The following is a 19,958-nucleotide window of genomic DNA, read 5'->3' as shown; positions in this document are numbered from 1 at the left end:
AGATGAGATAATCCCTGCGGCCTCACTCGCGTGAATCGTGCGAAAGGCACACTGTACCGTCTGATTTGGAGCGACGATGAGGAGGGCGTGCGTGACCGAATTGTTATACTTGCGACTCAGAGTCTGGAAAACAGACAGAACTGACAATCCATGGTGTATTGTTCCACGATCTACGCTGCAAAATGTCTCACACGCCGGCTTTACTCTGATCGAAATGCTTGTTGTGCTGACGGTAATCGGCCTGCTGGCTGCGACCATGGCGCCGTCGGCATTCCGCCGTCCGGCCTATCTGACGCGTGAGCGGATTGCCGCTGAACTTGAGCAGCGGATCGCACAGGGTTTTGCCAGCGCACGGGCAAGTGGTGAGCCGGCGACCGTCAACCTCAAGGGCAAGACCGACGCGGATACGCCGAGCTTCGTGTCGACAATAGGCGGCGCGCAGGCGCCCATTCTCTATCCCGACGGATCAAGCAATGGCGGGACGGTCAGCCTTGCGGGGCGGCCGCTGATCCTGATCGGCTGGATCGATGGAAGAGTGCGCCGTGCGGCAAGCTGAATTCGGCTTCACTCTTGTCGAGGTGCTGGTGGCGCTGGTGATGGCGACTTTCCTGCTGATGATCATTCTCGACGGCGCATCGAGTGCGCGGCGGCAAAGCCAATATGCCACGGCCCATCAAGCAGCCGTGCGGCTGGGCGAGGCAATCCTGGCACGGAGTGGCAGCGATCCCACCGTCCGGCCGGGGCATGGCAGCGAGGCGGGGCTCGACTGGACCACGAGCCGTCATGCGTTGGCAACCGATCGGCGCGGCCTTTATGCGCTGGTTGTGACGCAGGTCGATGTCAGCAAGGACGGGCGCCGCCTCGAAAGCTTCACGACGCGCCGCCTCGAGCGGATTGCAACGCCATGATCCGCCACAATGGTTTCACCCTGGTCGAATTGCTCGCGGCGATGGCCGCCGGCAGCCTCCTGCTGGTAGGGCTTGGCGCCGCGACGGCCTCTTTGACCCGCGAGGCGCGCCAGACGGTCGTCGAAAAGGATGGCGCAAAGGTCGCGAACGCTGCAGCGGTGCTCGAAAAGCTGATTGGCTCGCTGCAGCCAGGCCAGGCCAATGTGTCGACGATCCATATTCAGGAAAGCTCGCTGACGGGCGATATCGATCCGCCCGCCGCGCTTGGGCCGGTCGGGCCGTTGCACATGGCGCTGAAGGTTCAGGATGAGCGCGATGGCGCCGTATTGATGCTGACCTTCACGCCCGTAGAGTATGATGTGACGTTGCCGCCTGCGGTCCTTGCTCCGATCAAAGTGGCTGGCGGCTTCCAGTCGATCCGTTTCGATACGCCGGGGCAGGCCAAGACCGCCTATCGCTCGGCGGACGGCCCGATCACCATCGCTTTTGCGGCGAGAAATGATGAGACACGGATTTTGGCTTTCCGACCCAAAGTGACCACCGGGGGCGATTGCCGGTTCGATCCGATTTCGCTGGCATGCCGATGATGCCCGCCATAACCGGTTTTCTGCGGTGGTGGGGCCAGGAACTGGTCGATACCTTTCATGCGCTCGATCCCCGCAAACGGCCCACTGCGCGCGCCGTCCGCATCCTGATCGAGCCCGATTGCGTGGCGGTCGAACGGCGTCAGGGCGACGAACCCGAGCGCTTCGTCGAAACATGCCCGTTCGACAGCTTCGGTGCCGCCGAATTTGCCGATCTGGGCGCGCTGATTCAAGACGCACGTCCGCGCCTTCTGCTGCTGGTGCCCGACATCTTCACGACGTCGGTCGTTCTGCCGCTGGCCGCGCGATCCCGCATTGATGCAGCGGTTGCGCTGCAGATCGGGGAGATTGCACCGCTGCGGCCCGAGCATCTGATATGGACGATCGTCGATCGCGAAATCCGCGATGACCAGATCCACGTCCGGCTCGCCATGGCGAAAAAAGAGCGCATCGAGACCATAATCGATCGCTTTGCCGCGCATGATTTGCCGACGCCCCTCATTTGCGCGGCTGACGACGGGGAAGGGACGCCATTTCCGCAAGTCGGTGCGTTCGGCTGGGGCGGGCTCGATTTCGGCCGGCACGGGCTCCTGCTGATCTCCGCATTGCTGCTCGGCAGCATCCCGCTGACGACCTTTACCGGCAGCGCGATCCTGAACGTTCGCGCCGCGTGGCGGGCAGAAGCACTGGAACAGCCAGTGCGCGAGATCCGCTCCGCCGAACATCTCGCGAAGCGGCTGGAGGAGCGACGGCGCCTGCTCGAACCACTCTACCGCCAGCCGCCGGTGGCCACGATCCTCAACGAACTGGCAAGGAAGCTGCCGCCCGATGACTGGATCCGTTCGATCGAGCGCAAACCCGATGGCAGGCTCGCTTTGACCGTGGTGGCCGGTGACGAGGCGGCTCTCGATACCGCGCTGCGCTCCAGTAAGCGGTTGCCCGGCATGCGGGTCTCCGATCGGACGCCCAATGGCGACAAGACCGTCGACCTGACCTATGTGACCGACACTCCATGATCGACGCGCTTTCGCCATTTTCCCGCCGGATCATCGCCATCGCGCTGTTGCTGCTGGCGATAGTGACGTTGTTGAACCTGATTATCGTGCCGCTATGGCAAGCCTGCGCCGGCAATATCGCCGAACTGTCGATCGCGCGCGCGCGCATCGCGCGGATGGAGGCGATTGCCGCAACGCAGCCCCCCGAGCAGGGCGATTCCGTGCCGGCAACGGCGATGATCATATCGCCGTCGCGCGAAGGCGCTATCGCCACGCTCACAGGCTCGATCGGCGCTAGCGCATCACGCACCAAGGTGACGGGGCCCTCGATCACGCCGGCACCGCCCGCCGGCGCGCCTGCGAAGGTCGCGGTTGATATCGATGCGTCGGGCTCCGAAGTCGATCTGGTCGCTTTCCTTGCCGATATCGAAGCCGCCTCCCCGGCGATCCGGCTGCAGAGTTGGTCGGTGGAGGCGCCGCTGGTCGTCGGTACGCCGGCTCATGTTCGGGGGCGTGCGGTTGCTGTCTGGGCAGCGCGGCCATGAACGAAACCGTGCCTTCGCTCATCACCCGCGACAGGCTGATCCTTGCCTGCTCGGCGGCCGCGGCGCTGATCATCCCAACCTGGCTGCTTGCGGACGACAGCCCCGCGTCCGAGCCGCCGCTGGCTGGCCGACCGACCCCCTTCGGCAGGGCCGAGATCGAGCAACCCGCCGACGCGCTGGCGGCTCCCTTGTTCAACCCCGATCGCACCGCGCCCGAGGAGATGGAAGGCGATGGCAATATGGTGGCGGACGCGGCGGCGTCGGCCACGCCCCCGGCACCGCCGCCCTCGCTGGTCGGCCTGATCGTCGGGCGCGGAACGCCGGGGCTCGCTCTGGTGCGCGGGAGCGACGGCCAGACCAAATTGCTCCATGCCGGTGAAACCATCGACGGCTGGCGGATCGGCGCGATCAGCGCGAGCGGAGCCACCTTCGACATGAATGGCCGGCAGGAGCATGTGGGGCTGAACTTCGGCAAGGCGGCATCTCCATCGCTGCCGTCGGCCGAGCCGCCCGCCGTCTCGCCGCCATTCGCTAACCCGCATCCCGATCAGCCGCCAGCAGGACCGACACAATGAAACCCTTACCTCACGCGCTGGCCGGTTTGTTGGCGGGAAGCACGGCAATCGCATCGTTCGCACAGATACCGGCGGGGTTTTTACCGCCCGTGGGCGCGACCGATGCCAAGGCCACCGTCGCCAACGCGCATGTCACCTACGACGTGCGCAACGGCTATACTTTGGCCTTCGTCGATGCCGATATTCGCCGTGTGGCCGATGCCCTGCTCGGATCGATGCTCGGTGTCGATTATAGCGTCGATCCGGCGGTGACCGGCAATGTGACGCTGCGCACCGCCAAGCCCGTCACGCGTGAATCCTTGCTGCCGTTGCTCGAAAATGCGCTGCGCTCGGTCAATGCCGCGATCGTCGTCAGCGGTGGTAGTTACCGGGTTGTACCGCGCGCCGATGCGCGCCTCGCGGGTGCCCTCGCCAGCGGCGGCGGCGACGCGGCGCCCGTGGCGGGATACGCGACCGAGATCGTCACGCTCAAAAATGCCAGCGCGAAGGAGATGGCGCGGCTGATCGAACAGTTCCTGGGCAAGGATTCGGTTGCCGGCACCGACCCGGCCCGTAACCAGATATTGATCAGCGGCAGCCAGAGCGAGCGCGAGGCCGCGCGCGCGATGATCGCCCGCTTCGATGTCGATGCGCTCGCGGGCATGAATTTCCAGACCTACCGATTGGAAAATGTCGACCCCGATACGATGCTCGATGAATTGCAATCGATCTTCCAGCCGCCGTTCGATATCATCGGCACGCGGGTCCGCCTGGTGCCGCTGCCTCGCTTACGCTCGATCATCGCGATCGGCGCCGATCCGGCTGATTTTGCGCGGCTTGATCCGTGGATCAGGCGGCTCGATGCCGGCTCGGGCGGTAAGCCCAAACTTTACAGCTACTCGGTCCAGAACGGCCGCGCGCGCGATCTGGCCAACGCGTTGCAGCGTGTCTTCGGCGGCGGCGGGGGCAGTGATGAGAGCGAGGGCCAGGGCAAACGCTCCTCGTCATCGCTCGGGGCGAATGGCGGTGCGGGTCTCGGCTCGATATCCGGCGCATCGATCGGCGGATCGTCCGCCAAAGGTGCCGGAGAGTCCGGGCAGACAATCGCCCCTCAGGCAGCGCAATCGGCGCGCGGAAGCAGCAGCAGTGACTATGGCTCATATGGGGGCGGCAAGGGCCCGCGCATCGTGCCGAGCGACGAGAATAATTCGCTGCTGATCTATGCGACCGGCGAGCAATATGAACTGGTCCGCGAAGTGCTCGAAAAGATCGACCGGCCGGTCGCGCAGGTGCTGATCGAGGCGACCCTGGCCGAGGTGACGCTGACCAAGGGTTTCGAACTGGGGGTCGACTGGACCTTCCTGAACGGCAAATCGACCTTCGATCTGCGCAATGCCGCGACAGCGGCACCGGCCGCGCTGTTTCCGGGCTTCTCCTACGCATTTGCCGGCACCAACGCCAAGGTGGTGCTCAACACGCTGCAATCGAAGACCGACGTGAAGGTGCTCTCCGCGCCGCGACTGATCGTGCTCAACAACCAGACGGCCACCCTGCAGGTCGGCGATCAGGTGCCGATCGTCACGCAGCAGGCGCAAAGCGTGTCGTCGGCGGGGGCACCTGTCGTCAACAATATCGAATTGCACGATACCGGCGTGATCCTGAAGGTCACGCCTCGAGTCAACGAAAGCGGCGCGGTCACGCTCGATATCGCACAGGAGGTGAGCGACGTTGCCGAGACTACCACTTCGGGCATCAACTCGCCGACGATCCAGCAGCGGCGGCTGGCGACGACGGTGTCCACCCGTTCCGGCCAGATGATTGCGCTCGGCGGCCTGATCCGCGAACGCGCGACGATCCAGAAATCGGGGATTCCGTTGCTCAGCCAGATCCCCGTTCTCGGCGCCGCCTTCGGCAATCAGAACCGGACGGCGACACGGACCGAACTGGTTATCCTGATTACGCCGACGGTGATCCGGACGCCCGATGATGTGCGGGCGGTCGTCGATGATGTCATCAGCGGTCTGGATCGCACCAGACCCTTGATCGATCGCGCGAAAGCGAGGCAGGCCGGTGCGCCGATCCCGCCCAGAAGGTGAGCAGGGCTTCGTCCTGATCACCGCCTTGTGGCTGCTGCTGCTGTGTGGGGCCGTGGTGGCGTTGATGATGCTGCGCGGGGCCGGCAAGGCTGAGGCGAGTCATGCGGCGGCCGTGCAGGTTCAGGCGCGGCTCGATCTCGACGCGGCGATGCAGACTATCGCTGCCGACATCCTCTTCAGCGGCGATCAGAGCCAGTGGGCGCGCGCGCCGGCCCAAGGCACCGTTGATATTGACGGCCGCAGCATCTCCGCCGAGGTGAGCAGCGAAGCCGGCAGGCTCGATCTGAACGATGGGGATCCTGCCGTCATCGATCGCGCGCTGCAGGGGCTGGGCGTGGCGGCGGCCAGACGGACGTTGCTTCAGGGGCGGTTGCAGCAACTTCGGAACCAGAATCGCCGGATCGCGAGCCAGGCGATGCTGGATCATGTGCTGGCAGGCGTGGCCAAAAGTTCAGATGTCTGCCTGGATCGTTATGTCACGCTTTATTCGGGACTGACCCGGCCCGACGAAGCTGCGATGCCAGCGCTCCTCGCGCAGGCGCTTGCCGTGCCGCAGGGTGGTGGCGAAGCGCCCACGGTGTTGCAGCCTGGCACGGCGATCCGGGTCCGCTTGCGCACTGCGCAGGGCTCATCGCTGCTCGCCGTCATCCGCGTCGTGGGAACGCTTGGGCGCACCTATGATGTAATGCGTTGGACGCCAGGGCCGAAGTGTTGAGTGGCGCTATTGCAGATAGATGAAATCGATCGTGCAACCGCTATTGTTGCCGAACACAGTCACCTTCTGTCCAGATGATTTGGCAGTCATCAGGATTGACAGCACAGACTGGGCATTAATGTTGCGGGTTGTCGCATCGGAGCCTCCAATGTTCCAATGGAGGAACGTGCCAGCGGCGCAACTGCCACCGGCGACGTCGATCTGGAAGGGGAGGTTGCTCGGCATATACGTGCCTTCGATCGCGATAACGTGGCCTGACACGGACCAATCAAAAGCCAGTGATGGCGACGCGCACAGAAGCCCGATCAAGAGCGCACAGAATTTGCCAAATTTCGCCAACATTTGCGATTTCCCTTTCGTCAGCCCTTCGGGCCTGAAAAGTCCGAATTTTATGCTGCGGGCTTCGTTACGACCCACGACAGAAGCGACATCTGCCCCCTCTCCAGAGTCAGATCAACAAATAACGCGGCCATCGTTGATCCCGATCGGCAGCAAAAATATCGGATTCGGATGTAATATTTTCTGCAGACGGATTGCGCTTTTGCCAAATTGGCCCGAGGTTCAGGCAGAGTGGTGGGCATCCGTAAATCATCGGGGGGAGTGCAATGATCCTCAAGCGGGCGGCGTTTCTTTACGGCTTGCGCCTTGCCGCGGCGATAATTCCCTCGGGCGGCGCCTATGCAACCGAGACGGTTACCTACAGCTATGATGCGCTGGGGCGGCTGACACAGTCGTCGACCAGCGGCACCGTGAACAATGGACTCGTGGCGACGACCACCTACGATGCGGCCGATAATCGGGCGACACATGTGGTGACGGGATCAGCGAATTCCGGGCCGCCTATGCGGGTCGTAGTCCTTCCGATCGCAGGCTTCACGATCATCCCGCTGGCGTCGCAGGTGCAGTAGCGCGAGTATTCGCGCTCCGATAGGACGTGGGTGTGCGAGGTTTATCATAGGCTTGTTTTGAAGTTGGGGGTTGGTATGTCGTCACTTCGCAGAATATTGCTGGCCGTTGCAGCTATAATCTCATCGGCACCCGCTTTGGCCGATACGAGCATGCAGGCCGTTCCAACGGGTTGGCTCCTGCAGAATTACGTCGGAAATAATGTTGTCGCTTATTACACAGGATCACCCTGTGCATCTGGTTCGCTAAATTTCAATTCTAGCGCCACCGTGGACGACAAGAATCGATTTTGGTCGCTCGTATTATCGGCGAAGAGCACGGGTAAGCTGGTGGGTGTTTGGTACGAAACGACCAGCGGTAATTGCTATATTACATCATTTTACGCGCCCAATTAATGAAAGTTATTCCGGCCACGAGGACCTTTGCATCGATCCAATGGTCGTTCTTTGAGCGAGCGGGAGCAGTGACATGATGATGGCAGCAAATCTCGCATTTCTTCTGCTGACGGCCTCGCCGTCGGCAGCACCTGATACACCGGCATCCACATCGGATACGCCCTGCCGGATCGAAGCCGTGTCACCCCCTAAGCTGACCCAGAAGGAGCTGTTTTTGTTCTGTCCGGACGTGAGCGTCCGGCTGGGAACATCCAGCAGCTTCAACGCCGCTTATAACGCGAAGCTCGGGCGCTTTCTGGTGACAAACCAAACGCCCAGCGGTGAACAAGTTTTGCTCGTGAAGCCGGGCGGCCAGAATGATGTGTTGATCGAGGATCTGACCGCGGACATGGGCATGGCCGTCAAATCACAGGGAGAGCGGCCACCAACATCAATCAAAGTCGATGTGACGGAGTTTGCTGCCAGCGGTCGGGTATCGGTCACGCGTGCGACCCAGGGAGCACGGACCACCGACATGGTGGCTCCGGTGAAACTGCATCTGACGAGCGATGCGGCGCATCTGAAAGTGACGCGCGGCGAGTGATGTCCTGACGATGGCCCATGGGAACGGGCCTGTAGGGGTAATAAATGATGATTGATGAGATGTCCGTCGGCCTTCGTCCGCGACTCAGGCTGATCTGGTTGGCGATCCGGCCGTTGCTGGCGCTATTCGGAGTGCTCCTGCTCGTGTCGCAGGCTGGTGCGATCACGCCAGTTGCGGCTCCACCCATGCGGCAGGCGGTGGACGCAAATGGTGTCGACATCGCGCGGGGCTCGCTGAATATTACTGCAACTGACGTGTCGATTGGCCCGGCCGGCGATGGCATGTCCTATACGCGCTATTGGCAGGATGGCAGCGGCTGGCGGGACAATCTCGAAGCGACGTTGGACGGCGGCGCCGCCGTCAGAGTTAGCGTGGGTGGATCTTCCGACTACTTTGACTACGACAGCGGCACCGCATCCTATGTTGCGCGGCAGGGCAATGGCGCGAAGCTCGTCTACAGCGGAGGAAGTTATACCTACACGACTAACAATGGCACAGTGGCTGTATTCGGTTCCGGTGCTGGCTATGATGGCTATCAAGCCAATTTGGGTATAGTTTCGAGTATTACGTTTCCAAATGGCGTCACATGGAATTATGCGTACAAAGTCTTTGGATATTGCACGACGGGAACCGATGATCATGGTCATTGCACCACAGCTTTAGCCTATTCGATCCGGTTGCAATCGGTTACCAACACGCTCGGCTATCAGATCAAGCTGAGCTATGCGGCGAACACGATCGACGATCCCAGCAATCTCGTCTGGTGGCACCAGATCGTTCAGGTAACCGCGATCAACAACGCTGTCGAATATTGCATCGCCAGCGCCGACACCTGCTCGCTCACCAATGCATGGCCGACCGTCACCTATTCGCAACCATATGACTATGCGGGCAGCGGTACCTTCACCGTCACCGATGCGTTGAGCAACGTCACACGCTACACGATCACCAGCGGCCATATTACCGGTATCAAGAGGCCGAGTTCATCGACCGATAATGTGACGATCGCATACGGGACCGATGGCAAAGTATCTTCGGTAACGAAGGACGGGATCACCTGGAACTACGCATGGAGTGATTCCGGGACGGCGCGGACCATGACGATGTCCGGGCCGCTATCCACTGCGCGCACCGTCATTTCCGATGCGTGGAACTATGATTGGCTGGTACGCAGCGACACCGATGCCTATGCCCACACCACCGGCTATCTCTATGACAGCTTTGGGCGAACGACACGGTCTACGGCGCCGGAGGGCAATTATACGACGTACACCTTTGACGCGCGCGGCAACGTGACGGCAACGTCAACCGTGTCCAAGACGCCGGGCACTCCAGCCAATATCGGGACAAGCGCCGCCTACACTTCAACCTGCAGCAATCCGCTAACCTGCAACAAGCCGACGAGCACGACGGATGCGCTTGGCAAGACGACCGATTACACTTACGACAGCACCCACGGCGGCGTGCTGACGGTGACTGCGCCGCCCGCGACATCGGGCGGCATCCGCCCGCAGACGCGGTATAGCTACACCGGGCTCTATGCCTGGTACAAAAACAGCACGGGATCGCTGGCGGCAGCACCGGGTCCGGTCTATCGTCTCACGAGCACCTCGGCTTGCCAGACGACCGCGGCATCATCATGTCCCGGAACGACCGACGAGACCCGCACGACGATCGCCTATGAGGCAGGATCGGGCAGCGTGGGCAGCAACCTCAATGCGCTCTCGTCCTCGTCGGGGTCGGGCATTACGCCTTCGATGACGACCAAAAGCGTGACGTATGATCTCTTCGGCAACACGGTGACGGCGACCGATCCCTTGAGCAATGTATCCTATACGTTCTACGACGCCGACCGGCGCGTGACGGGCGCCATCAGCCCCGATCCGGATGGCGGAGGCGCGCTGAAGCGCCGCGCGACGCGACTGACCTACAACGCCGACAGTCAGGTCATTACGGCCGAACAGGGCACTACGAACGGTACGGCGCTCAGCGATCTTACCGGCATGACGGTTTTGCAGACCCTGAACACGACATATGACAGCGCGGCCCGCAAGGTGAAGGACGCGCTGGTCGTCGGCGGTGTGACACAGGCGCTTTCCGAATATAGCTATGATGGTGCGGGTAGGCCCGATTGCAGCGCCGTGCGCATGAATAGCGGCCTATTCGGATCAACGACATCAGCCTGCACGCAGACTACGGCCGGCAGCTTCGGGCCGGATCGGATCACAAAGACGGTCTATGACAATGATAGCCGGACGGTTAAGGTGCAGAGTGGCTATGGCACAGGGCTTGTGCGCGACGAGTTAACGAACACGTACACGGCAAATGGCAAGACGGCGACGGCGGCGGACGCCAAGGGTAATATGACGGGCTACGCCTATGACGGCTTCGACCGGGCTTGGCGGACCTGTTTCCAGGCAACGGCTGCTACCTGCGCTGCATCACCGACCGACTATGAGGAACTGACCTATGATGCGGGCTCTCGGGTCACTGCGCGGCGCCGACGTGATGGGGTTCAATATTTCCTTGTGTACGACGATCTAAACCGTCTGACCGGCAGGGCTTACTACGCGGGTAACAACAACGCCAATGTCAGCTACGCCTATGATCTGCTGGGCCGATTGACGAGTACGGGACGAGGTAACGGAGTCTATGGCATCAACAGCGCCGCTATCTACGATGCACTCGGTCGTAAGGTTTACGAGACGACCGCTTATAACGGCGTCAACAGATCGCATAACTACAGTTATTATGCAGATGGTCATCGCGCCACGATGACGTGGTATAATGATACCATGGCGAGCTTTGATGGTTCCCTCTCCTATGCCTACGACAATCTCGGCGAGATGACTGGCATCCTCGAAAGCGGATCGAGCAGCTTGGTAGCGTTCTACTATGACGACCTGGGACGAAGAACGGCAATCGGTCGTCCCAGCGGTGCCGCAACCTATTACGGCTATGATGCGATGTCGCGGCTGAACGCGCTGTCCCAGGATCTGGCAGGGACGGCGCAAGACTACGGCGTCAATTTCACCTACAGCCCTGCCAGCCAGATCTACCAGCGCACGAGCTATACGGACAGCTACGCCTGGACGCAGAATTACAACGTGAACCGCACCTACACGGCGAACGGTCTCAATCAGTACACGCAGATCGCCTCGTCAGGGACGATCAATCCGACCTATGATGCGCGCGGGAATCTCACCAACGCCGGGAGCAAGACCTACGCCTACAGCACCGACAACGAGTTGACCGGTGCGGATAGCGACCGCTTCGATTATGATGCGTTCGATCGACTGGCCTACAGCAGCAACACCCATACCCGTTTCGATTATGACGGCTCGATGCTCGTGGCCGAATATGACGACGGCGGCAATCTGCTGCGCCGCTACGTCCATGGTCCCGGCACCGACGAACCGCTCGTTTGGTATGAAGGCTCGGGCACGAGTGACAAGCGTTGGCTGCATGCTGACGAGCGAGGATCGATCATCGCGGTGACGAACAGTTCTGGCGCGTCGATTGCGACCAACAGCTATGATCCTTATGGCATTCCGGCGACGACGAATCTTGGACGGTTTCAATATGCTGGCCAGGTTTGGTTGCCAGAGTTAGGGATGTATTATTACAAGGCGCGCATCTACTCGCCGACGCTGGGGCGCTTCCTGCAGACCGATCCGATCGGGTATGCCGATAATATGAACCTGTATGCCTATGTCCGAAATGACCCAATGAATGCCACGGATCCAACCGGATTAGAGGAAAATCCGAACGTTAAGCCCATTGATCCGAACCCGCCGCCACCGGAAATAATCGTGGAGTGCGATCGAGCTTGTGTGGATGCTCGGAATACGAAGATTTTCATTGCGGAACTTACAATTGGCGACGCATTGGATCGGCTGGCCGAAGATCTTTACCGCGTTCCTGACTTTAGTGGCGGCGGTGGCGGCGATCCACCTCCGCCGCAAAAACAGCAGACCCCAGCGGACGCTTGTGCGCAAGTTGCGCAAGAGTCTGGCTCGGTAACGACCTTTGGCCTGACAGGTACGGCTATCGTAGGGGGCGGCGTCACGGGTAGTGTTGGTCACTTCCACAACAACACGACCGGCTCTTACGGAGAATTTTTCTCGCTCGGCGGCGGCGGTGGCCTGGACATTGGTGGCGGCCTATTCGCTGGTCATTATGACAGCATTCAGAACTTGGCCGGCTTCTCGGTCACCGCGAACGGGACGTTCGGCGCCGTAAGTCTGTCGGCTACGCTCACGGCGTCAACACCAATGACGAATGGTACCGTTGCGGCGGGAGCTCCTGGTGCTGGGGGCTCTGTCTCGGCGACCGGCACGCGCCTTTTCAACTGCCATATTGGGCATTGAGCATGGGCCGCGTCCAACTTGCGATCGTGTGCGCAATTCCTGTGCTAACGATATTGTTCATTCAGATAGCGTATCGGAAGCATAACGAACCGAGTGATATATCTGGCTGCTATAGCGCCAGCGACGCAACTTTCGAGGTCCGGAACGGATCGCTGCTGACGGCAGGCAAGCCGATTGCGACTGCCCATCTGCAGTACTTCAAGCAGCAGCCGTATTTGGCTGTTGATCCGGGGATCGATATAATCGGTTCTCCGGCTCGGCTAGTGACCAAGGAACGCGGTTTTCCTGAAAATTATCCTATGGTGATAAAGCCTGGTCAGATGGAAGTGATCATCACATCCACTGATAATCTACAGCACACTTTCATTCATCACTCATGTGGCGGCAGCTAGTCATCTGGAACTGAAGTAAGCTTCATTGTATAAGCTCTTGTATGCAGGCAGGGGCTGAGGTGATGGCAGGCAGACAAGCAGACGTGGTTGTTTTGAGCGGGGAAGATCGACGTTTTCTTGAAGCTCAGGTCCGCCGCCACAAAGCGCCGCGTTCGCTGTCGGATCGATGCCGAATGGTTCTGCTGTGTGCAGAGGGTCTGCAGAGCAAGGAAGTTGCCGAACGTCTCGGTGTCCACGAGCACACAGTTGGCAAATGGCGCCGCCGGTTCGTGCAGGATGGCATTGAAGGGCTGACTGACGAATATCGTGCGGGTCGGCCACGAACAGTATCTGACACACAAGTGGCCCAGATAATCGAGCGCACGCTGAGCACGACCCCAAAGGACGCCACACATTGGTCGATCCGCTCCATGGCAGCCGAGTCTGGGCTATCGCACACCACCATCCGCCGGATCTGGGGCGCGTTTGGCCTGCAGCCGCACCGGTCAGAGGCATTCAAGCTGTCTACGGATCCGCTGTTCGTCGACAAAGTGCAGGATATAGCTGGCCTTTATATGTCGCCACCGAACCGGGGTTACGGTGACACGTGCAATAACCCCTTTACTCGTTCGCCGATCTCGATATCTTGACGTCTATGGCCCGACTCCCCCGCATCGTCCTCCCCGGCATCCCGCACCACATCACCCAGCGCGGCAATCGCCGCGAGCGGGTGTTCTTCGAGGAGGGCGACTATGCGCTGTATCTCGATCTGCTGGCCGACGCGGCGGCACATGCGCAGGTGGCGATCTGGGCCTATTGCCTGATGCCGAACCATGTTCATATCATCGCGGTGCCCGGCGACGAGGATGGGCTGCGCCGAACCTTTCGCTACGTCCACCGCCACTATACCGGCTATATCAATGCGCGAATGCGGGTGACTGGCCATCTGTGGCAGGGGCGCTTCAGTTCGGTCGCGATGGATGAGCCGCATCTGGTGACCGCCTTGCGCTATGTGGCGCTCAATCCTGTGCGGGCGAAGCTCGTCGAGCAGGCGGAGGATTGGCCCTGGTCGAGCACGGCTGCGCTGATCGCCGGCATGGACGACCGCTTCGTCACGGTTGCGCCGGCGGTGGACCGGGTCGGCGATTTTTCCGCCTTCCTGAGCGAGCCCTTCGACGAAGCGATGACCTATGCCACCTTGCGCAAGGCCGAGAGCGTCGGCCGTCCGGTCGGATCGAAGGAATGGCTCGCCGTTATGGAGGCCCGCACCGGCCTGACGCTCGCGCCGCGAAAGCGGGGGCCGGCGCCAAGAGAAAGATGAACGGAAGTTCTGGCGCAACGCGGTCGCTAGGCGGTGCTGAGGAGAACCCTGCGGTTCGATCGGGGCGATGCAGGGTCACGATGGCTCCGTTTGGCAACGGTTTGTCCGAAATTCTGCTCACTTGGTCGCATTGGGGTGTTTCGGGGAACATGAAACGTGCGCGAAACGGAATAAAGGTAATATTTTCATATATTTATGCGATAGCTTGCTATCCCTCCTCCGCTACCAAGGTTTTTGGCGATCTCGGGGAACCCCGGCCGAACGTGAGCCCTGCTAGGCCTGGACGGATGGATCTTCCCGCGAAAAATCGCGCCGATTGTCCGCAAGCTGATAGATTATCGTGGCAGGCAGTCGTCCTTGTTGCGTCTGCTATTCAGAGCGATATCCCTGCTGGAATTATTTCGCTTTGCCTTATGGCAACCGGAACACCCCCTCGACCACCGTCACGCATGTCCCGCCCAGCACCGCCCGATCGCCATCGAGCATGCACGACAGATAGCCGCCGCGCGCCGAGGCCTGGAAGGCGGTGAAGCTGGTGCGGCCCAGCCGCTCGGCCCAATAGGTGGTGAGCAGGCAGTGCGCCGATCCGGTGACCGGATCCTCGTCGATCCCGGCACCGGGGGCGAAGACCCGGCTGGCAATATCGGTATCCTCGCCCGGCGCGGTTGCGATCAGCAGCAGGTCGCCAAGCGGCTTCAGTGCGCGAAAGTCGGGATCGAGCGCGCGAATTTCCGCCATTGTTTCGTAGATCAGCAGCGCATAGCCGCCGTCGCGCCAGCGGGTTTCGATCGGCCTTCCGCCGACACCCGCCAATAACTCGGCAGGCAGGGGCTTCGGATCGGTGTTCCATGCCGGCAGGGCCAACCGATAGCCATCGCCGTCGCGCGCCACTTCGAGAATGCCGGCCTTGCGGGTCATGAAGCGCACAGTGTCGATCGCAGGATCGGCGGACAACAGCGAGTGGCCGGTCGCGAGCGTGGCGTGGCCGCACAACGCGACCTCGACAGCGGGTGTGAACCAGCGCAATTCATAGTCCGCCTCGGGCCCAGCCCAGGGAATGATGAACGCGGTTTCCGCCAGATTATTCTCGGCCGCGATCGCCAGCAGCGTGGCGTCGGGCAGCCAGGCATCGAGCGGCATCACCGCGGCGGGGTTGCCGGCAAACGGCCGATCGGCAAAGGCGTCGATTTGCTGGAAGGGGATTTTCATATGCTCTGGTCCAGATCCTTGTCGATATGTCCCGCCGGATCGGGGTGGATGATGATTTCCACGCCGGGAAAGACGATCCCCAATTTGGCTTCGATTTCATCCATCACGCGATGCGCCGCGCCGACCGTCATCGCCGGATCGACCCAAGCGTGGAACTGCACGAAGTCGCGGTCGCCCGAGGTGCGGGTGCGCAGGTCGTGGATGCCCTGCAATTCGGGATGGGTGTTGGCCACTTCGAGGAAGGCGCAGCGGCGATCCTCCGGCCACTCCTTGTCCATCAGCTGATCGATCGCCTCGTGCGAGGCCTGGAGCGCGCGGTACAGCAGGTAGGCGGCGATCCCGATGCCGAACAGTGCGTCGGCGCCGCGCAACCCTAACAAATGATCGAGCACAAGCGCGGCGATGACTGCGATGTTGAGCAGGAGGTCGCTCTGATAGTGGACCTGATCGGTGCGGATCGCGATCGATCCGGTCCGCGCGATCACCCGCCGCTGATAGGATAACAGCGCGAGTGTCAGCAGCAGCGCAAGGATCGAGACAAGGATGCCCGATTCGGCGCCGGTGGTGGATGCGCCGGTCAGAACCTGCTGAAGCGCATGGACGGCGATGCCGAACGCCGCCAGGCTGATCAGGATCACCTGGAACAAGGCGGCGATCGCCTCGGCCTTGCCATGTCCGAACCGGTGCTGGTGATCGGCCGGCCGCGCGGCCAGATGAACGCTGTATAGCGTCACCACCGATGCCATCATGTCGAGCCCGGTATCGGCGAGCGATCCCAGCATCGCCGCCGAACCGGTATCCCAGAAGGCATAGGTCTTGAACGCGAACAGGATCGCGGCGACGGAGACCGACGCCGAAGCCGCGCGGATATTGGATGCGCCGTTCACGCGGGCCGCCACGTCATGGATAGAGCAGCCCTTCGTTCCAGCCATCCGCCGTTCGGGTGAACAGCCGGCGCTCGTGCAGCCGGTGCGCGCGATCCTGCCAGAATTCGATCCGATCCGGCACCACCCGGAAGCCGGACCAATGCGGCGGTCGGGGCACATCCTTCCCGTCGAATCGCGCCTGCATCGCTTCGAATCGTCGTTCGAAGGTCGCGCGATCGGGCAGCGGGCGGGATTGATCCGAGGCCCAGGCGCCGATCTGCGAGTCACGGGCGCGGCTGGCGAAATAGGCGTCGCCCTCCGCATCGGTGACCGGGGAGACGCTTCCTTCGATCCGCACCTGACGGCGCAGCGATTTCCAATGGAATAGCAAGGCTACGGCGGGATTGGCGGCGATGTCCTGCGCCTTTCGGCCTTCCAGATTGGTGTAGAAGACGAATCCGCGCGCGTCATGCCCCTTCAGCAGCACCATGCGCACCGACGGCCGCCCGTCTGCGTCCACGGTTGCGAGCGCCATCGCGTTCGAATCGTTGGTTTCGGAATCACGGGCTTCGGCGAACCAGCCGGTGAAGAGATCGAAGGGGGACATGGTCATGGCTTGGCTCTGCACAGAAGTGGAGACATCCGAAAGGCGTTTCCGCCGATTCCAGATATATACATTAAACCACGGCTTCCACCCGGTCGGATACTTCGCTGGTCATTGACATTGCGATTATCCGCAGGGCGCTTTCCACTTGCCGGTGATCGGCGATCGCGCCGACGCACACACGCACGCCCGAAATCAGATCGGGGTCGACAACCGGGGCCGAGGGCGGCGTAACCTCGACGCCCGCGCGCAATGCCCGCGCTGCCATGCGTTCGGCGGCCAGTTCAGGCATCGGCAGCCAGATATGCGGGCAACGCGGGTCGGCAGGCAATTCCATCACGTCGCCCAGCATGCGTCGGGCAATTGCGCCGCGCTGCTGCATTTCCGCCTGCATCTCTGAGACGATCTCCGCCGCCGATCCGTCCTCGATCCACTGGCTGGCAATCATCGCGCCCATCGTCGCCGGAGCATATATGCGCGCCCGGATCAGCCGCAGGACGCGTTCGAGATGATCGGCATCGGGCACCAGCAGATATCCGGTGCGCAGGCCCGGGGCGAGCGCCTTCGACGTGCCGTTGATATAGAAGCTTCGCTCGGGCGCATGGAGGCTGAGCGGGGGCGGGCTATTGCCCAGCGCGAAGGCCGAATAGATGTCGTCCTCGATGATCCACAGGCCATATTTGCGGGCGATGCCGGCGATATCGGCGCGGCGGGCGGCGCTCATCGTCCGGCCGGTGGGATTTTGGAGGGTCGGCAAGGTGTAAAGCACCCGCGCGCCCTGCGCCGCGGCGCGCTCCAGCGCATCGGGCAGCAGCCCTTCCTGATCCATCGCCAGCCCGCGAACCTTGTAGCCGCCGGCCTGCGCGATCGATCGGATGCCGAAATAGGTCGCCGCTTCGGTGACGATCGTATCGCCGGGCCGGCATAATGTGTCGACCGCCAGGGTCATCGCCTGCTGGGCGCCGGTCGTCACGATCAACCGCTTCGGATCGGCGGCGTCCATCCCGCTCGTCTGCCGCAGCCAGATTGCGCCGAGCCGCCGATGCGTATCGTGGCCCGCGGCGGGCGCATAGGTGAGCTGATCGGTCAGATCGGCCCGGTTGCGCAGCTTGGTGAGCGTGGCGGAAAAGCGGCGGGCGCTGGGGGCAAGCGGCGGGATATTCTGGCCCATCAGGATCGGGCCGGCCGGCAGGGCGGCCGCTTCGGCCACGAAACTGCCGCGCCCGACCTGCGCGGTCAGCAGCCCCTGCCGGGCCGCCTCGGCATAGCTCGCCGTCACCGTGCCGATGCCGATACCCAATCGGTGTGCCAATTCGCGGTGGGGTGGCAATTTCGTACCTGGGCTCAATCGACCTTCGGCAATATCGCGCCGCAATGCGCTGACCAGCCGGCCCGTCACCGTATCGGCATCGTCCAGCAAGGCGGGGGTCCACATTCGATCGAGATCCTTCGGCGGTGCGCGCATCAATTGTCATGGTGACAATATTGGTTTTGACTTGTGACACATTGCCGTACATTTCGGCATTGTCAATATAGCGAATGAGTCGGGTCATGAGAGAATTTCGGTCCATATCTATCGCCACCTTCCTGCTGCTCGGGTTCGCAGGTGTCGCACTTGCCGCGGGAATTCGCGAAGATCGGGCGGCGGTCCGGCAGCATGGTCGAGATGCGATTGTCACAGCTGAATATGCGCTGGCTATGGATCTGGGCCGATGACGCCGGACATATTGGTGGCCCTGACCTCGTTCTGCGTGGTGTCGACCGTGACGCCGGGGCCGAATAACATGATGCTGCTCTCGTCGGGCGCGACCTTCGGCTTCCGGCGTACCCTGCCGCACATCTTCGGCATCAGTATCGGCTGCGTGGTGATGGTGCTGCTGTTCGGGCTCGGGCTCGCGGGGATCGTCGCGCGGGCGCCGTGGCTTTATACCGTGCTGCACATCGTATCGTCGGCCTATCTGCTCTATCTGGCGTGGCGGATCGCGACCTCGTCCGGTGTCGGTGGCGGTGGGGAGCGCGCGAAGCCGTTGACCTTCCTCGACGCGGCGGCCTTCCAATGGGTCAACCCCAAGGCCTGGGCGATGACGCTGGGCGCCGCGACGAGTTTCTCGCGGCCCGAGCATCTCATCACCGACGTGACGATCGTGGCGTTCATCCTCGCGATATGCGGCATTCCCTGCATCATGCTGTGGGCGGGGGGCGGCCTGGCCGTTCGCCATCTGATCGCGCGACCGTCGCTGTTGCGCGGCTTCAACATCGGCATGGCATTGCTGCTTGTCGCATCGCTGCTGCCAGGGTTGATCGGGACGGTGAAAGGCTGACCATGCAGATCGCAATCCTGACGTTCGACGGCTTCAACGAACTCGATTCGTTTGTCGCCTCGGCGATCCTGAACCGGATGCGTGCGAAGGGCTGGCAGGCGCACATCACTTGTCCGACCGAACAGGTGACGTCGATGAACGGTGTCACGATCGAGCGTCAAATGGCGCTGGCCTTCGCGGCGGAGGCCGATGCCGTCATCATTGGCAGCGGCGCAAAGACGCGCGAGATCGTCGAGGATGCCGGCCTGATGGCGCAGATCCGCCTCGATCCCGCGCGGCAACTGATCGGCGCACAATGTTCGGGGACGCTGATCCTTGCGAAGCTGGGCCTGATCGGATCGCTGCCGGCCTGCACCGATCTGACGACCAAACCCTGGATGATTGCGGCCGGTGTCGACGTCATCGACGCGCCCTTTGTCGCGAACGGCAATGTGGCGACGGCCGGCGGCTGCCTGTCCTCGCAATATCTGGCCGCGTGGATGCTGATGCGCGGCGCCTCCCGCGCGGACGCCGAAGCAGCGATCCACTATGTCGCCCCGGTCGGACAGAAGGCCGACTATGTCGATCGCGCTATCGCAATTGTATCTCCGTTCGCGGGATAGAACTGGCCATTGT

Annotated in this window: 20 protein-coding genes and 1 pseudogene; 16 read left to right on the top strand and 5 right to left on the bottom strand. The window is 61.8% G+C overall.

Annotated elements, in window-relative coordinates; genetic code table 11:
* Positions 1-76 precede the first annotated feature (76 nt).
* From BLS13_RS18450 to BLS13_RS18415, 8 genes are read left to right on the top strand one after another with little or no spacing between them, the layout of a single operon-like run.
* Positions 77-556 carry a prepilin-type N-terminal cleavage/methylation domain-containing protein gene (locus BLS13_RS18450; protein ID WP_093454334.1) on the top strand — a complete coding sequence of 160 codons (480 nt, stop codon included), beginning with the start codon at positions 77-79 and terminating at the stop codon, positions 554-556.
* On the top strand, positions 543-908 hold the full coding sequence (locus tag BLS13_RS18445) for a type II secretion system protein (protein WP_176943673.1): 366 nt from the start codon (positions 543-545) through the stop codon (positions 906-908). The genes BLS13_RS18450 and BLS13_RS18445 overlap by 14 nt, the downstream gene beginning before the upstream one ends.
* Positions 905-1,495: a type II secretion system protein gene (locus BLS13_RS18440; protein ID WP_093454331.1), complete on the top strand. Its 591-nt coding sequence runs from the start codon at positions 905-907 to the stop codon at positions 1,493-1,495. The genes BLS13_RS18445 and BLS13_RS18440 overlap by 4 nt, the downstream gene beginning before the upstream one ends.
* Entirely contained in the window at positions 1,495-2,508 is a 1,014-nt protein-coding gene (locus BLS13_RS18435; protein WP_218123316.1) for a hypothetical protein, read from the top strand. Before BLS13_RS18440 ends, BLS13_RS18435 begins: the two co-directional genes overlap by 1 nt.
* On the top strand, positions 2,505-3,032 hold the full coding sequence (locus BLS13_RS18430; protein ID WP_093454328.1) for a GspMb/PilO family protein: 528 nt from the start codon (positions 2,505-2,507) through the stop codon (positions 3,030-3,032). The genes BLS13_RS18435 and BLS13_RS18430 overlap by 4 nt, the downstream gene beginning before the upstream one ends.
* Positions 3,029-3,607, top strand: coding sequence for a hypothetical protein (locus BLS13_RS18425; protein WP_093454327.1), 579 nt, complete (start codon positions 3,029-3,031; stop codon positions 3,605-3,607). The genes BLS13_RS18430 and BLS13_RS18425 overlap by 4 nt, the downstream gene beginning before the upstream one ends.
* Positions 3,604-5,682, top strand: coding sequence for a type II secretion system secretin GspD (gspD, locus tag BLS13_RS18420; protein WP_093454325.1), 2,079 nt, complete (start codon positions 3,604-3,606; stop codon positions 5,680-5,682). The genes BLS13_RS18425 and gspD overlap by 4 nt, the downstream gene beginning before the upstream one ends.
* Complete coding sequence (locus BLS13_RS18415; RefSeq protein ID WP_093454324.1) at positions 5,657-6,397, top strand: hypothetical protein; 741 nt, start codon at positions 5,657-5,659, stop codon at positions 6,395-6,397. The genes gspD and BLS13_RS18415 overlap by 26 nt, the downstream gene beginning before the upstream one ends.
* A gap of 6 nt (positions 6,398-6,403) precedes the next feature.
* Here the strand turns inward: BLS13_RS18415 and BLS13_RS18410 are convergent, their stop codons facing one another.
* Positions 6,404-6,739: a hypothetical protein gene (locus BLS13_RS18410; RefSeq protein WP_093454322.1), complete on the bottom strand. Its 336-nt coding sequence runs from the start codon at positions 6,737-6,739 to the stop codon at positions 6,404-6,406.
* A gap of 263 nt (positions 6,740-7,002) precedes the next feature.
* Between BLS13_RS18410 and BLS13_RS18405 the strand changes: the two genes are divergently transcribed.
* The 6 genes and pseudogenes from BLS13_RS18405 (at position 7,003) to BLS13_RS18380 (ending at position 14,343) form a co-directional block, all read left to right on the top strand.
* Positions 7,003-7,305: a hypothetical protein gene (locus BLS13_RS18405; protein ID WP_093454321.1), complete on the top strand. Its 303-nt coding sequence runs from the start codon at positions 7,003-7,005 to the stop codon at positions 7,303-7,305.
* Between the two features lie 466 nt (positions 7,306-7,771).
* Complete coding sequence (locus BLS13_RS18400) at positions 7,772-8,281, top strand: hypothetical protein (RefSeq protein ID WP_093454319.1); 510 nt, start codon at positions 7,772-7,774, stop codon at positions 8,279-8,281.
* Positions 8,282-8,325: 44 nt separating this feature from the next.
* Positions 8,326-12,651 (top strand): RHS repeat domain-containing protein, encoded by a 4,326-nt coding sequence (locus tag BLS13_RS18395; RefSeq protein ID WP_093454317.1) that lies wholly within the window; start codon positions 8,326-8,328, stop codon positions 12,649-12,651.
* 2 nt (positions 12,652-12,653) lie between these two features.
* Positions 12,654-13,043, top strand: a complete 390-nt coding sequence (locus BLS13_RS20905; protein WP_093454316.1) for a hypothetical protein — start codon at positions 12,654-12,656, stop codon at positions 13,041-13,043.
* A 41-nt stretch (positions 13,044-13,084) separates the two neighbouring features.
* Positions 13,085-13,615 (top strand): annotated as a pseudogene (locus BLS13_RS18385) (IS630 family transposase); the annotation flags it as partial.
* A gap of 62 nt (positions 13,616-13,677) precedes the next feature.
* Positions 13,678-14,343 carry a transposase gene (locus BLS13_RS18380; protein ID WP_093454314.1) on the top strand — a complete coding sequence of 222 codons (666 nt, stop codon included), beginning with the start codon at positions 13,678-13,680 and terminating at the stop codon, positions 14,341-14,343.
* Positions 14,344-14,754: 411 nt separating this feature from the next.
* Here the strand turns inward: BLS13_RS18380 and BLS13_RS18375 are convergent, their stop codons facing one another.
* From BLS13_RS18375 to BLS13_RS18360, 4 genes are all read right to left on the bottom strand, one after another.
* Positions 14,755-15,552 (bottom strand): PhzF family phenazine biosynthesis protein, encoded by a 798-nt coding sequence (locus BLS13_RS18375; RefSeq protein ID WP_093454313.1) that lies wholly within the window; start codon positions 15,550-15,552, stop codon positions 14,755-14,757.
* The gene (locus tag BLS13_RS18370) at positions 15,549-16,484 is read right to left on the bottom strand and encodes a cation diffusion facilitator family transporter (protein ID WP_093454311.1); all 936 of its coding nucleotides are present in this window, start codon (positions 16,482-16,484) and stop codon (positions 15,549-15,551) included. Before BLS13_RS18370 ends, BLS13_RS18375 begins: the two co-directional genes overlap by 4 nt.
* Positions 16,453-17,031 carry a pyridoxamine 5'-phosphate oxidase gene (gene pdxH / locus BLS13_RS18365; protein ID WP_093454310.1) on the bottom strand — a complete coding sequence of 193 codons (579 nt, stop codon included), beginning with the start codon at positions 17,029-17,031 and terminating at the stop codon, positions 16,453-16,455. The genes BLS13_RS18370 and pdxH overlap by 32 nt, the downstream gene beginning before the upstream one ends.
* A 64-nt stretch (positions 17,032-17,095) precedes the next feature.
* Entirely contained in the window at positions 17,096-18,457 is a 1,362-nt protein-coding gene (locus BLS13_RS18360) for an aminotransferase-like domain-containing protein (RefSeq protein ID WP_093454344.1), read from the bottom strand.
* A gap of 277 nt (positions 18,458-18,734) precedes the next feature.
* Between BLS13_RS18360 and BLS13_RS18355 the strand changes: the two genes are divergently transcribed.
* Complete coding sequence (locus BLS13_RS18355; RefSeq protein ID WP_093454308.1) at positions 18,735-19,343, top strand: LysE family translocator; 609 nt, start codon at positions 18,735-18,737, stop codon at positions 19,341-19,343.
* Positions 19,344-19,345: 2 nt separating this feature from the next.
* Positions 19,346-19,945 carry a DJ-1/PfpI family protein gene (locus tag BLS13_RS18350; RefSeq protein WP_093454307.1) on the top strand — a complete coding sequence of 200 codons (600 nt, stop codon included), beginning with the start codon at positions 19,346-19,348 and terminating at the stop codon, positions 19,943-19,945.
* Positions 19,946-19,958: the final 13 nt, after the last annotated feature.

It is taken from the genome of Sphingomonas sp. YR710 (assembly GCF_900101455.1).
In the GTDB taxonomy this organism is placed as follows: domain Bacteria; phylum Pseudomonadota; class Alphaproteobacteria; order Sphingomonadales; family Sphingomonadaceae; genus Rhizorhabdus.
Note: the sequence above shows the minus strand (reverse complement) of the source record. Positions and strands in the feature narration are given on the sequence as shown.